General features: G+C 60.4%; 14 protein-coding genes and 1 pseudogene. 5 read left to right on the top strand and 10 right to left on the bottom strand.

Annotated features, from left to right (window positions below):
* Positions 1-2: 2 nt before the first annotated feature.
* On the bottom strand, positions 3-653 hold the full coding sequence (locus C9I57_RS20715) for a BON domain-containing protein (protein ID WP_102606914.1): 651 nt from the start codon (positions 651-653) through the stop codon (positions 3-5).
* Positions 654-1108: 455 nt separating this feature from the next.
* Here C9I57_RS20715 and C9I57_RS20710 point away from each other — a divergent pair, with 455 nt between their 5' ends.
* Positions 1109-1759 (top strand): response regulator, encoded by a 651-nt coding sequence (locus C9I57_RS20710; RefSeq protein ID WP_107152502.1) that lies wholly within the window; start codon positions 1109-1111, stop codon positions 1757-1759.
* A 42-nt stretch (positions 1760-1801) separates the two neighbouring features.
* Here the strand turns inward: C9I57_RS20710 and C9I57_RS20705 are convergent, their stop codons facing one another.
* The 3 genes from C9I57_RS20705 to C9I57_RS20695 all read right to left on the bottom strand — a co-directional run bounded on the left by C9I57_RS20705 (position 1802) and on the right by C9I57_RS20695 (position 3686).
* A complete protein-coding gene (locus tag C9I57_RS20705; protein WP_258187750.1) occupies positions 1802-2356 on the bottom strand; it encodes a CBS domain-containing protein in 555 nt (184 codons plus the stop codon).
* Complete coding sequence (locus tag C9I57_RS20700; RefSeq protein WP_146166240.1) at positions 2322-2762, bottom strand: carboxypeptidase regulatory-like domain-containing protein; 441 nt, start codon at positions 2760-2762, stop codon at positions 2322-2324. Before C9I57_RS20700 ends, C9I57_RS20705 begins: the two co-directional genes overlap by 35 nt.
* A gap of 177 nt (positions 2763-2939) precedes the next feature.
* The gene (locus C9I57_RS20695) at positions 2940-3686 is read right to left on the bottom strand and encodes a beta-ketoacyl-ACP reductase (RefSeq protein ID WP_107152500.1); all 747 of its coding nucleotides are present in this window, start codon (positions 3684-3686) and stop codon (positions 2940-2942) included.
* 265 nt (positions 3687-3951) lie between these two features.
* Between C9I57_RS20695 and C9I57_RS20690 the strand changes: the two genes are divergently transcribed.
* From C9I57_RS20690 to C9I57_RS20680, 3 genes and pseudogenes are all read left to right on the top strand, one after another.
* Entirely contained in the window at positions 3952-4791 is an 840-nt protein-coding gene (locus C9I57_RS20690) for a universal stress protein (protein ID WP_107152499.1), read from the top strand.
* 104 nt (positions 4792-4895) lie between these two features.
* Positions 4896-5723: pseudogene (locus C9I57_RS20685) on the top strand (universal stress protein).
* Positions 5724-6166: 443 nt separating this feature from the next.
* Positions 6167-6940, top strand: a complete 774-nt coding sequence (locus C9I57_RS20680; protein ID WP_107152498.1) for a helix-turn-helix domain-containing protein — start codon at positions 6167-6169, stop codon at positions 6938-6940.
* Between the two features lie 66 nt (positions 6941-7006).
* Here the strand turns inward: C9I57_RS20680 and C9I57_RS20675 are convergent, their stop codons facing one another.
* The 6 genes from C9I57_RS20675 to C9I57_RS20650 form a co-directional block, all read right to left on the bottom strand.
* Positions 7007-8047, bottom strand: coding sequence for a zinc-dependent alcohol dehydrogenase family protein (locus tag C9I57_RS20675; protein WP_107152497.1), 1041 nt, complete (start codon positions 8045-8047; stop codon positions 7007-7009).
* A gap of 101 nt (positions 8048-8148) precedes the next feature.
* Complete coding sequence (locus C9I57_RS20670) at positions 8149-9351, bottom strand: acetate/propionate family kinase (RefSeq protein WP_107152496.1); 1203 nt, start codon at positions 9349-9351, stop codon at positions 8149-8151.
* A 265-nt stretch (positions 9352-9616) separates the two neighbouring features.
* The gene (locus C9I57_RS20665; protein ID WP_107152495.1) at positions 9617-10060 is read right to left on the bottom strand and encodes a hypothetical protein; all 444 of its coding nucleotides are present in this window, start codon (positions 10058-10060) and stop codon (positions 9617-9619) included.
* Between the two features lie 73 nt (positions 10061-10133).
* Positions 10134-10403 (bottom strand): hypothetical protein, encoded by a 270-nt coding sequence (locus C9I57_RS32465; RefSeq protein ID WP_146166239.1) that lies wholly within the window; start codon positions 10401-10403, stop codon positions 10134-10136.
* 84 nt (positions 10404-10487) lie between these two features.
* Positions 10488-10856 (bottom strand): NAD(P)H-dependent oxidoreductase, encoded by a 369-nt coding sequence (locus C9I57_RS20655; RefSeq protein ID WP_258187760.1) that lies wholly within the window; start codon positions 10854-10856, stop codon positions 10488-10490.
* Between the two features lie 34 nt (positions 10857-10890).
* On the bottom strand, positions 10891-11589 hold the full coding sequence (locus C9I57_RS20650) for a glutathione S-transferase N-terminal domain-containing protein (protein WP_107152492.1): 699 nt from the start codon (positions 11587-11589) through the stop codon (positions 10891-10893).
* A 442-nt stretch (positions 11590-12031) separates the two neighbouring features.
* Here C9I57_RS20650 and C9I57_RS20645 point away from each other — a divergent pair, with 442 nt between their 5' ends.
* Entirely contained in the window at positions 12032-13426 is a 1395-nt protein-coding gene (locus tag C9I57_RS20645) for a dihydrolipoyl dehydrogenase (RefSeq protein WP_107152491.1), read from the top strand.
* Positions 13427-13480: the final 54 nt, after the last annotated feature.

Genomic DNA, 13480 nt, shown 5'->3' with positions numbered 1-13480 from the left:
GTTCATTCGATATCGAGATCGTCTATGACGGCGCGCACGCCAGGTGCCGACCAAGCGGCACCGCGGACGGCCGAGCGCTCGGCATATGAGCCTACTTTTCCAGTCAGCGTAACCGAGCCGTCGCGCACATTGATCTGGATGTGCTTCGCTTCACGCTCTGCATGACGTTGCAATGCCCGGCCGATTTTCTCCGCGATGTTGTTGACCGACTCCCCACTGCTCACATCGATGAGGTTCGACACGCCGGTCACCCCGCGCATATGACTGACCGTGCGCGTCGCGAGGTGGGACAGATGAGCATTCGGCACGGCACCGCTCAGCGTAACCCACCCCTTTTCGACCTGTACCTTCACAGCCTCTTCCGAAAGGCCGACCGTCCAGTGCAGCATCGAACGCACCGCATTGGCCGTGTCTTCGTCGCTCCGTACGTCGGCACGCGGCAGTCTCACTTCCATCTCGACGACGACAGCCTTGACGCCCGCCACGCGTTGGGCCGCCTTCTCCGCGGCGAGCTTTTCAGCGTAGTTCGTCGGGTGGCCCGACAAGGTCACGACGCGACCGCTCACCTCGACGCCGATATCGGCCGAGTTGACCGCAGGATCGTATTCAAGCTCTTCTTCGATTTCCTGCTTCAATTGCTTGTCCGTCTTCATTGCATTCTCCTGGCTCATCGAGACATCGTCACCCTGACGAGTCCGTGGTTCATACTGCCGCCGCCATGAGGACCCTCATCTGACCTGCGTCAAGCGCAAGCGCACTCGCCTCGGCTTACGCTCGGCCATTTACCGCACGAGCCAAAAAGCGGCTTGATCCGGTGGCGTCGGTGCGGATCGCTCACGTACTCGCACTCGAATAGTCGGAGCAATCGTGGGGTCACGCTCATACACAGACGATTCGCCATTGGCACCATAGCGCCAATAGGCGACAATCAAACAGAAGCTTCGGCCCACGGTGGCGACCGTCGGTCATGAATTTGTCGGTTTCTTATCGCACCGGGAAAGCGCATCAGAGATTTTTCCATCCCAAACAGCACGATCGGCGTCTTGCGGGTGTTTCGATTGCGGTCACCCTTCGCGTCCGTGCACGAGGATGGGGGAAGGAATCCTCCATGACAAGAGTACTTTTGGCTGACGACCACACGCTTGTTCGCGAGGGGCTCCGGTATATCCTTCAGAGCACGAGCGCCTTCGAGGTCGCGGGGGAAGCGCACGACGGGCCCAGTACGATCGCACTCGTGCGCGGCACGCCTGCCGACGTACTCGTCATGGACCTGACAATGCCGGGCGCGCGCACAGGAATCGAGCTCGTTACGCAGATCAAGGAGGAAATCCCGGCGCTGCGAATTCTGGTCCTCACGATGCATGCGGAGCGGCAATATGCAGTGCGTGCCTTCAAGGCTGGTGCATCGGGCTATTTGACGAAGGAGAGCGCGACCAACGAGCTGGTCGCCGCCGTAACGAAAGTCGCCTCGGGGGGCGCCTACGTGAGCGTTTCGATGGCGGAGCGCTTCGCTCAGAGTCTGAACGAGCCGGTCGACGCGCTACCTCATCAGCGGCTCTCGGACCGAGAGTTCGAAGTCTTCCGGTGCCTCGCCGCGGGGCAGTCGATCGGCGAAATCGCCAGTCGCCTCGGCGTAAGCACAAAGACAGTCAGCACTTACAAAACTCGTATTCTCGAGAAGATGGGGATGCATAACGAAGCGACGCTCGTTCGCTATGCGGTTGAGCACAATCTCTTCGACGACGACGAAACGCTTTGACGTTCAGAGGCGCGCTCCCCGACATTCCTGCGCGCCATCCCTTCACAAATGCAACGGCGACTGGATCGCTCCAGACCACTCTCGATGCTGACCGTATCGGATGATACTGGACAGCTGCGACCACTCCCTGCTGAGCGCCTCGATTACATCATCGAGGGATAGGACACCGACGATATCCTCGTTGTCATTCGTGACGGCCAATCTTCGTACGCCGTGGCTGGACATCATCTGCATCGCGTCGCCAACGTCCGCGTCCTCACGAACGGTCACGACGTGCTCCGACATGATATCGGTAACGAGCATCTCTCTGGGCGAAGCGCCGGATGCCGTGGCCTTGATCACGATGTCTCTATCGGTCACGATGCCGACGATGCGATTACTCACGCCGTCTTCGGTCACAACCAGCGCACCGACATGCTGATCGCCCATCTGGGACGCAGCCTGCTGCAGCGTGCACGATGCCGCGACGTGAACCGTACCGCGGGTAAAAATCTCATTCACATTCACTTCTGTCTCCTGTTCCATTTCGTTGAGTACGGTCCACCGCATCCGCGAAAGAGGCTCATCCCCAGTAGAAATTGATGTCGGCGCCACCATGGGCCGGCACCGTAACCCAATGCGTCATGTTGACCGTATCCGATGTCGCGGTAACGCGGTATCGTCCCGGCGGCAGGCTAACGAACAACAAAGGCCCTTCGGATTTCATTGCGGCCACTTGCTGTCCCGATGGAGAGAAGATGACCACATCGACGTCGGCGAGGTAGACGCCGCTCTTTTGCGCGAATACCAGGTGCAAATTGAATTTTGGCGCCATCGCACGCATCGCCGAGACCTCCTCCTCGCCCACGCCACCGCTCACATAGGTGATGCCATGTTCGGTGACGGGCCGAATCGTCGCCATCTCTTGCGCGAGTGCAACGGCGCTGGCTATCGTGAGACCGGCTACCAATGCAACAGGCAGTCGAGCCAATCGCGATTTTTGAGTACGAACTTTCAACATCATGGTTCCTCGGGTTGAATACTGAAACGTCGTTGCGGCTGGAGCGCTGATACGTCGCCCTCTTTCTTATTGGATTCCGCAGTCTCTAGATTATGGAAAGCCGCAGGGACGTGGTTGATGCCGGTCAAGCGATGCTCTCGGGCGGGGGCGTTCGCCCGGCATCACGGCCTGCCGCGTAGCTCATCGCATGTGCATTCCGCCATTGATCGCGAGGTCCGCACCGGTAATAAACGCTGCATCGTCCGAGCAGAGAAACGCGACGAGCGCTGCCACTTCGTCTGGGCGACCGAGGCGACCGACAGGAATTTGCGGCAGTATTCTTTTATCCATGACTTCCGCCGGCACCGAAGCGATCATCGCCGTATCGAGGTATCCCGGCGAGACAGTATTCACCGTCACGCCATGCCTGGCGACTTCGAGCGCGAGCGCCTTCGTGAAGCCATGGACGCCGGCTTTGGCCGCCGAGTAATTCGTCTGCCCGAATGCCCCTCGCGATCCGTTCACCGAACCGATGTTGACGATTCGGCCGAACCCGCGCTCGATCATTCCACCAATAAACGGCTTGGTCATGTTGAACAGCGCATCGAGATCGGTGCGAAGCACGGCGTCCCAATCGGTCTTGGTCATCTTCGCGAAGGTGGCATCGCGCGTAATGCCTGCGTTATTGATGAGGATATCGACCGTGCCATGGTGATCGAGCACGCGCTTGGCGCAATGCGCGCAGGAGTCGTATTCCGACACGTCCGCCTCATAGGCGTGGTACTGACGGCCAGCATCGCGCTCGCGCATCAACCATGTCGTCACATGGTCGTTGCGCGGCGTGTGCGTGATCGCGACCGTCATTCCCATCGCGTGAAGACGGCGGCAGATCGCCGCGCCGAGTCCTCCCATGCCTCCTGTCACGAAGGCAACGCGTTTGCCTGACATTTTGTGCTCCAGTTCGAAGAATTGCGCGGCTTGTATTCGTCACTTTCCAGGCAAGCGCCGCGTGTGCCATGCAGCCACGTGACGTAGTCGACTCTAGGTGGCTGCATTCGCCGGCGCTTGACATCAATCAACCGCGCGGAAACTAACGCGAAGCACCGCAAAACGCTCATGCATCGCTTGATCGCAATCAACCCTTGCGCTGCATGCGCTCGTAGACTGCAAAGCAGGGCCGAATTCCGCGTCCCTTTCTCCGGGAGCTATCGCAATGAGTTACAAGAGCATCCTCGTGCATCTAGACTTGAGTGAATCCGCGCGGCCGCGCCTCGAGTTCGCGCTGCATCTTGCCAAGCGGTTCGACGCACACCTGACTGGCCTCCTGACAGTCTTCAGACCGGAGCCCGGATCGTTTTACGTTATGGCAGGCACGGCCGATTACTTCGCCGAGGTCGAAGCGATGCGCACCGAACGCCAAGCGGCGCTCGAACGGTTCTTCAAAGCGGCAATCGCACGCGAGAAAGTTGTCGGCGAATGGAAGTTTTCGGAGGGATACGCCAATCGTCTCGTTCCGGCAGCAGCTCGGCTCGCGGATCTGACAATCGTCGGCCAGCGCAATCCGGAAGACGCCGAATCGTTTGTCGCCGAACAGTTCATCGAAAATCTCCTGCTCTCCGCAGGCCGCCCCGTATTGGTCCTACCGTATTCGGTCGAATCCGCGAGCGTCGGCGAGAATGTCCTGCTCGCATGGGACGGAAGTCGCGAAGCGACGCGCGCGCTGCAAGACGCTCTTCCCTTCCTGACTCGCGCGAAGCAAGTCGTGGTACTGACGGTCAATGCGCTGAAGGCCGAGGCACCGACAAGCCGAATTCCCGGATCGGATATCGCCAACGTCATTGCGCGGCACGGCGTCAACGTGGTCACAGAGCAGATGGAGGGCGTGAGAGACGTCCCGATAGGCGAACTGCTGCTTTCGCGTGCCGCTGACTTTGGCACGGATCTCATCGTAATGGGTGGCTATGGCCACTCGCGCTGGCGCGAAGTCGTGTTGGGGGGCGCAACGCGCGCCATTCTAAAAGCGATGACCGTACCTGTGCTGATGTCGCACTGATCGGCTCAGACGGACAACGAGCCGTGCTGTCGTTCTAGTCCCGCCAAGCATCGACGACAGGAAACGCCACACCTGGCAACGTGCCAACCCGAAAAGGAATCACCATGACTTACAAGACATTGCTCGTGCATATCGACGACAGCCGAAAAAGCCATGAGCGCGTAAGCTTCGCACTCGACCTTGCTCTCAAGTACGACGCCTGTTTGATCGGCCTGTACGTGATTTGCCAGGATCTGTTTCGTCCGCTGCTGAAACGCGACGACAGTCTCATTCCAGCGGCACTCGAAGCGCAGCACGCTGAGCGAGCGAATCGCGCGCATGATCGTTTCATCACCGCGGCCGAGCAGGCGGGATGCTCGTTCTAATGGCGTGCACCGCCGGGGCCGGCGCTCGACGAGGCAGTCCTCCATGCGCGCCACGCCGACCTCGTCATACTCGGGCAAGAAGATCCGGAAGATCAGGATTCGTATGTTGCTCGCGACTTCGTCGAAGACGTGGTGATGAACGTGGGACGGCCGGTGATCGTTTTGCCGTACGCAGGGCACGTTGCGACGTTTGGCGAGAACGTCGTCGTGGCATGGGACGGCAGCCGCGAAGCCGCTCGGGCGCTCGCCGATTCGATGCCGATCCTGAAACGCGCGCGCTTCGTGACCATTTGCACCGTCGAGAAACACCCGGACCGGGAAGCGCCCGCGGGCTTCGATGTTGCCGGCTATCTGGAGCGGCATGGGGTGCGCGCCGCGTTCAAATCGATACCCCGCATTTCCGGAGTAGGCACAGGGGAAACGCTTCTCAATCAGATCAGCGATACGCACGCCGATCTGCTTGTCATGGGGGCATATGGCCACGCGCGTGCACGCGAAAGAGTCCTGGGCGGCGTCACGCATGCCCTGCTCCGAACGATGACAGTACCCGTATTGATGTCGCATTGACCACCGTTCGCGCGAAACTGAATTCGTCGGTTTCGCGCAACCACCACGGCTGGTTTCTTTCTGCGCCCGCTTAAAGACGGGCGGTGGCTTCGTTGCGCGCCTACTTGGCGACGGGCGGTCGTTTTTTGCCATGCCGGCCCGCAGAAACACAAGAGGGATGCGGCATGCAGTCGCACTGCACGCCGCTTATCAACCCGCCAAGCGATCGCTTGCCCGCGACGATCTGTCTCTTGCCAACAGCGCTTCAGCGACTAGTTGCCGATGAAGCTTGTATGACCATTTACCCCTACGTAGGAGATCTCCTACACGCCTTCCGCTGTTCCTACCGCAGCTTCGTACAGCGCCGATATCGATTCATTGCAAACTGGGGAATACTTCAGTGGTGGTCGGGTGAATGGTTCGCCTCGCGAACGGTCCGACTACAGCTCGACCTGGGGGCTGCGATGTACAACGAGATGCAGTACGCGCGAGACGGTTGTGGTGGCGCCGCCGCATTGGACAACGCGCGCCCGCTTGGCGAGCCTGGCTTGCAGAAGTCGCCGAGCTGCTCGGCGTGCACCTTGCGCTCCATTTGCATGCCTGTCGAGCTTTCCCTGCGCGAGCTCTATCAGTTGGATTCGCTGATCCAGGCGAAGCGGAAAGTCAAGACCGGCGAGGCACTCTATCGCGCCGACGACAAGTTTCAGAGCATCTATGCAGTGCGCACCGGCTCATTCAAGACCGTGATCAGAATGGCAGACGGGCGCGAACAGGTCACCGGGTTTCAGTTGCTCGGGGAAACGCTCGGATTCGATGGTGTCTGCACTGGTCAACACAGCTGCGACGCAATCGCGTTGGAAGATAGCTACGTCTGCATTATTCCCTTCTGCTTACTGGAGGAAATGTGCCGCACCAAAGAATCGATGCAGCGCCACGTGCATAGAATGATGAGCAGCGAGATCGTCCGCGAATCGCAGATCATGATGCTCCTTGGGACAATGAGCGCCGAGCAGCGCGTCGCGGCTTTTTTGTTGAACTTATCGCAGCGCTTGAAAATGCGAGGTTATTCGAGCGCTGAATTCAACTTACGAATGACGCGTGAAGAGATGGGTAGCTATCTGGGGATGAAGCTCGAGACCGTCAGCCGCATGCTCTCGAAATTCAGAAGGGACGGCATCGTGCACGCCTGCGAGAAGCAAATCCGCATCCTCGATTTCGAACGGCTCTCACGCATTTGAATCGCACACCGCGGCGCCGGCCGGCTCATGCCGGTGCCGCGCCGCGACGCGTCATCCATCGAACCTTCACGAGACTTCGATGATCACTTTCAATGCGCGAGTCTCGGCGGCATGGCCAAACGTATCATAGGCCGCTGCGATCTCGCTGAGCGGGAACCGATGTGTGATCAATCGCTTCGGATCGAGCTTGCCAGAGCGGACCGTTTTCAGCAGCATCGGAGTGCTGGCGGTGTCGACGAGGCGAGTCGTAATGGCGATATTGCGATCCCACAACTTCTCCAGGTGCAGATCGGCCTTCACGCCGTGCACGCCTATATTGGCGATGACGCCACCGGGTGCAACGAGCGATTCGCATAACTCGAACGTCGCCGGAATGCCGACGGCCTCGATCGCACAATCCACACCGACGGAATCGGTGAGCCTCATCACTTCGGCGACCGCGTCCGTACGGCCGCCGTCGATGCATGCTGTCGCACCGAAGCGATGTGCCACCTCTAGCCTGTTCGGGTCCTGATCGATCATGATGATCTGCCCCGGCGAATAAAACTGCGCGGTGAGCAGCGATGCAAGCCCGATCGGCCCGGCGCCGACGATCGCGACCGTGCAGCCCGGCTGTACCTTGCCGTTCAGTACACCGCATTCGAACCCGGTGGGCAGGATGTCGGACAACATGACGAGCGCTTCTTCGTCCAGCCCTTGCGGAATTCGGTAGAGGCTCGTCTCGGCGTGCGGAATCCGCACATATTCTGCCTGTGTGCCGTCGATGCGATTGCCCAGAATCCACCCGCCCGTCGCGCAATGCGAATACATGCCGCAGCGGCAGTAATCGCATCGTCCGCAGGCGGAAATGCATGAGATCAAGACGTGATCGCCTTCGGATAGCGACGATATTGCGCTCCCAACGCGTTGCACGATGCCTACCCCTTCGTGACCGAGAATGCGGCCCGGCTCACAACTGGGCACATCGCCCTTCAGAATGTGCAAGTCGGTTCCGCAAATCGTGGTGCGCGTCACCCTGACGATGGCGTCGGTCGGTTCGGCAAGCTCCGGTATCGGCCGTTCATCGAGCGACTTACGGCCCGGGCCGTGGTAAACGAGTGCTTTCATGGTGATTCTCCTGAAGGGAAAATGAGCTTCTCGTTCACTTTAGACGTGCGCTGCGCATGTCGATTGACACGTATCAACCGTGCACCGTTGCGCGCATCCATTTAGACTCCGGCCGGAAGGCGCTCCCCACGACGAAGCACCGATGCCGTTTCTCGAGCGATGACGGATTCTTCGTCGGTGGCCAATACGAGCACCGTCACAGGGTTCCCCTCATTGCTGATGATGCGTGCGTTATCCTCGTTGAGCCGCGCATTGAGATCGACGCCGAGCCACCGGAGGTGCTCGCATATCGATGCCCGAACATCGGGTTGGTGTTCACCTATCCCCGCCGTAAATACCAATCCATCGAGCCCGCCAAGGGTTGCGGTCAACCGGGCGATCTCTCCGGCAATACGGAGCGAGAACAGATCGATTGCTTCGCGAGCGTGCGGGAGACCGCAGGCGTTCAATTCGCGCATGTCAGCACTTATACCGGATAGGCCGAGTAAGCCGGATTGACGATATAAGGTGTCCTCGATTTCGCGGGGGCTAAGTCCTCTGCGCTCGAAAAGATGCAGTACGACGCCCGGATCGAGCGCGCCGCAACGGGTCCCCATCGGAACGCCATCGAGTGTCGAGAAGCCCATGCTCGTGTCTCGACTCACGCATGCATCGAGTGCGCACAGGCTGGCTCCTCCGCCCAAATGCGCAACGACGACCTTCCCCGCCGCCAGCTTCGGGAACTCTCGGGCAAGCCGCGTCGCTATGTACTGATAGGAAAGCCCGTGAAAGCCATATCGTTTGATTCCTTCGTCGAAGTAGTGCCGGGGAATCGCGAAGCGACGGACGATGTCGGCCTGCGTGCGATGAAACGCGGTATCGAACGATGCGACTTGCAGCAAGTGCGGGCGCAACTCGCGTATCGCGCGGATCAGCCGCACGCTCTCCGGTTGATGCAGAGGGGCCAGCGGAGTAAGGGCCTCGATGGCGGCGAGCGTCTCACCGTCTATCGCGACGGGGCCTGAGAAACGATCACCGCCGTGCACGACGCGATGCCCGACCGACGCGAAATCATTGAACGCGAAATGCGTGGAGAGCCAATCGAGGGTCTCGTCGATCGCATCATGAAGATCCTCCGTGAGCGCGGCGCTCAACTCGATCGTCGCCGACTGCCCAGCGTTCGAGATCTCGAGCGCCAGCGGTACGCGGCCGAAGTCGATGCTGCCCGCACCGAAACGCACGGGCCCGCCATCGGTCACTCGAAACAAGCCGAGCTTGATCGTCGAAGAGCCGGGATTAAACGTCAACAACAGAGGGGCGCTCACGAATGCTTCTCCTACTAACGCAGCTTCGTCAACGAAGTCGCACTCCGACTTGTCGATAATGCCACCCTAGGCTATTCGTACGCGCCAGCGGTTGATACCCATCAATGGTGAATGAAATGTGCGGCTCGGTTGCGGCAATTTCTCCCCGCGTTGTGCAGCAAGATCGCCGACGTGCGTCCGCCATCGGTTGCGGCGAGCCCGCTAGGCGGCCTCGCCGATGAGCGGCCTGGTATGCCGCCGCAAAAACGGCACCAGCCGTTGAGCTCTATTTGGCCGCACCGACAATGAGATTCGCCCGCATGTCGTCGTGATAATGGCCGGGCTCGTTGCAAAACAAGACATACCGGCCTTCGGCCAGCGTGAACCGCGCGGTGACGGTTTGGCGTGGGCGAAGGTCCTCCACGCCCTGCAGCCCGTTCACCTTGTCCTCTTTGACCTGCTGAGTCTTCCCATCGTACGGCAGTGCGCTATCGGGCCCCGACCATGGCGCGAAGAGAAACTCGTGCTCCATATTGCGGGATTCGTTCTTGATCGTGAATTCGACGGGCCCTGACGGAACCTTCCACGGACTCAACGTCAACGACATGCGTCCATTGCTGCCATCTGAGAGCCTGACAACGACCTTGGCAGGCTCGCTCGCCACCGCAAGCGATGAGGCGAGCAGAAACCCTGTCAGGGCGAGTAGATGAAACGACCACTTCGGTAACATAATTGCGCCTCCCTTAATGGAACTATCGACGGCGGTGATGCTGCAGCGCGACCCGCCCTCCAGTCCAGTCTAGTTAGTGGTGCGCGTACAGCGCGTGCGTTGATGGAACCCACGGCTTGACCGCGGCGTGTTGCCCGGTCTCCGCTACGCCTCCATAGCCGGAAGTGGCTTTCGCGGGATTGCTCATCGAATCATGGGTCTCGTCCGACGGCTCGGCACTGTTAGGTTGGACCTGAGATTCGAATGGCATGCCCGCCGTGGGATTCGCCGGCGGTTTTGCGCACGCAGGTATGGAAGCAGCAGCGGCAATGAGTGCGCTGCCGATAACGAACATCGATTTCATCACAACCCTCCACTGGGACGTGCTCGCCCTCGGCTCGCCGTCCCAGGTGCTTTGCGCGTGGGGCCCGCTTTCCGAGGGCTTAGGTCAACCGTAGGCGCCGTACCTTAAGGTTTCCTTATGCGCCGCCTGACCGACGCGCGGAATGTGGTCGATCCACGCCTTGAAGACTGAGAGAACGCTGAAGTTGTTCATCGGCGTGCCGATGACGATCACATCGGCCGCTCGACTTCTTGAATAAGCGCTTCGGAAGGCTTCAGCGCGCCCTTCGGGGGGGCCGCCAACGTAGCCGGAGTTGACAGTGCCATCGCGTAGTCGGGCGTAGCGTGCGGCATAGGGGCAGTTGCCAAAGTCTCGCCGGCTGATGCTTGCGCCGGGCGCGACCTCGAGGAGCTTTTTGACGACCGCTGCCGAAAGCTGGCGGCTGTGCGATCCGGATCGTAGACTGAAATCAATATGGAGAATGTTCGTGCGATCGATCCCAATTGTTCTATCCGGCGGCCGTCACTTGCAGACCGCGCTGCACCGCCGGTCGCGCGAGGCCGCGTTCGAGCCACGCCTTCACGCGAAGAAAGCGGTCGAAGCCCACCAGCTCGCGCGCTTCGTAAAAGCCGATCAGGTTGCGCACCCAACCAAGCAACGAAATATCCGCGACGCTGTAGTCGGCGCCCATCACCCAGTCGCGACCCGCGAGGCGGTCATTGAGGACATCGAGCAGCCGCGCTGACTCCGTTGCATAGCGGTTCAGCGGGCGCTTGTCTTCGTAGGCTTTGCCGCCGAATTTGTTGAAGAAACCGACCTGGCCGAACATCGGCCCGACGCCGCCCATCTGCCACATCAACCACTGGAGTGTTTCGTAGCGCGTGTTGGGCTCGGTCGAGAGGAATTGCCCGGTCTTGTCAGCGAGATAAACCAGAATCGCTCCCGATTCGAACAACGCCAGCGGCCGGCCGCTCGGCCCGTCGGGATCGTATATCGCCGGGATCTTGCCATTGGGGTTGAGCGCGACGAAGGCCGGATCGCGGTGCTCGTTTGCCATGATGTCGATACGGTGCGGCTCATAGGCGAGGCCTGTCTCTTCCAGCATGATGCCGACCTTCACGCCGTTGGGCGTCGGCAAAGAAAAGAGCTGGAGCCGATCGGGGTATCGCGCCGGCCAGCGCGTGAAAATTGGATGATTGACTATCACTTGGTTCTTCCTGGATTTGCCGGTTCAAACGCCCGAGGCAGCGAACGCATTGGATACACGCTCTGCGATCTGCCTGACCCGCTCGTAGATATCTGCGGCGACTGACTCGATTGCGGGAAAAGCGATGCGGCTCATGGCGCGACTCGTTCATCAGTTCGTTGGGAGCCTCCACTTTAGGGTTACCTGATACTGATTTCGAGACTACTTTTGCTCAACAAAATGCCTGAAAGGATCAAACGGCAAAGCGGTCCATTGCCCGCGAATGTGGGATCGCCCAGCCAAGAATATGGCTGGACGAGACGATTGAGCAGCATATTGAGCCGTCGAAGCATTCACGAGCGGATGCGCCTTCCCTACACTAAGCCCGAGCCGTAACGGATGACTTGCTGCGGAAACGCACGAGATGATCCGTCACATTCTTCCACTCGATGAGGAGTCTGGAATGCGCACCATCAACACGAACGTCGCGATCATAGGCGCGGGTACTGCGGGGCTGGCCGCCTATCGCGCGGCTCGCGCAGAGGGCGCCACCGCCGTAATCATCGAAGGCGGCCAGTACGGCACGACGTGTGCACGCGTAGGCTGCATGCCGTCGAAGCTTCTGATCGCGGCGGCCGAGGCCGCGCACGCAGCAAACCATGCGGCACCTTTCGGCATCAGCGTGGGTAGCGTGCAAGTCGATGGCGAAGCGGTGATGGCGCGTGTCCGACGCGAACGCGACCGTTTTGTCGGCTTCGTGATCGATGGCCTGGAAGCGCTACCGCCAGAGGACCGACTGTTGGGACACGCGCGTTTCGTCGATGACGGCCTGCTGCAGGTGGGTGACAACACCCGGGTGCATGCCGCGAGTGTAGTGATTGCAACTGGCTCGAAGCCCATCGTACCGGAGGTGCTGAACGGGCTTGGCGATCGTGTGGTGGTGAACGATGACGTGTTCGAATGGACGACCCTACCACGCAGTGTCGCAGTGATGGGCCCTGGCGTGATCGGCCTCGAGCTCGGGCAGGCGCTCGCGCGGCTCGGTGTACGCGTAAGCGTATACGGCGGGCGCGGCAGCATCGGACCATTGACCGACCCGAAGCTCGTGGACGCCGCCCGCACGATCTTCGGCGAAGCATTCCATTTCGAACCGCGCGGCACGATGCTGAGTGCAACGCGCGTCGACGACGGCGTGAGGCTGCGCTATCGCCGCGCAGATGGAACGACTACTGAGGATACGTACGAATACGTGCTCGCGGCGACCGGCAGGCACCCCGATGTCGGGAATCTCGGACTCGAGAACACAACGATCGAACTCGGTGAGCACGGCGTACCTCGGTTCGATCCGCATTCGCTGCAAGTAGACCGACACCCGGTGTTTATCGCGGGTGATTCGAACGGCATCCTGCCGCTGCTACACGAAGCGGCCGACGAAGGCCGCGCGGCCGGCCGCAACGCGGCGCAATATCCCGACGTGGCAAAAATCGAAAGGCGGGCGCCGCTCGCGATCGTGTTCTCCGATCCTCAGATTGCGCTCGTGGGCGCACGCCATCGCGAGTTGCCCGCGGACAGTTTCGTGACCGGCGAAGTGAGCTTCGAGGACCAGGGCCGCAGTCGTGTGATGCTCAAAAACCAGGGGCGTGCGCACATCTACGTGGATCGCGCAACGCGCCGATTAGTGGGCGCGGAGATGCTGGGCCCCTCGGCGGAGCATATCGGCCACCTGCTCGCATGGAGCTTGCAGATGCGGCTGACCGTCGATGCAATGCTGGCCATGCCGTTCTATCACCCCGTGGTTGAAGAGGGGCTGCGGACGGCGCTCCGGGATGCCGCAGCAAAACTCGCGGCGCCGCGGTAAGGCCCCGCGCCATGGCCTTTGGCATGCATTTCCGCCCGCAGCTATAGGCCGGAG

Origin of the sequence: Trinickia symbiotica (genome assembly GCF_003028655.1) — a bacterium.
Classification (GTDB): Bacteria; Pseudomonadota; Gammaproteobacteria; order Burkholderiales; family Burkholderiaceae; genus Trinickia; species Trinickia symbiotica_A.
Note: the sequence above shows the minus strand (reverse complement) of the source record. Positions and strands in the feature narration are given on the sequence as shown.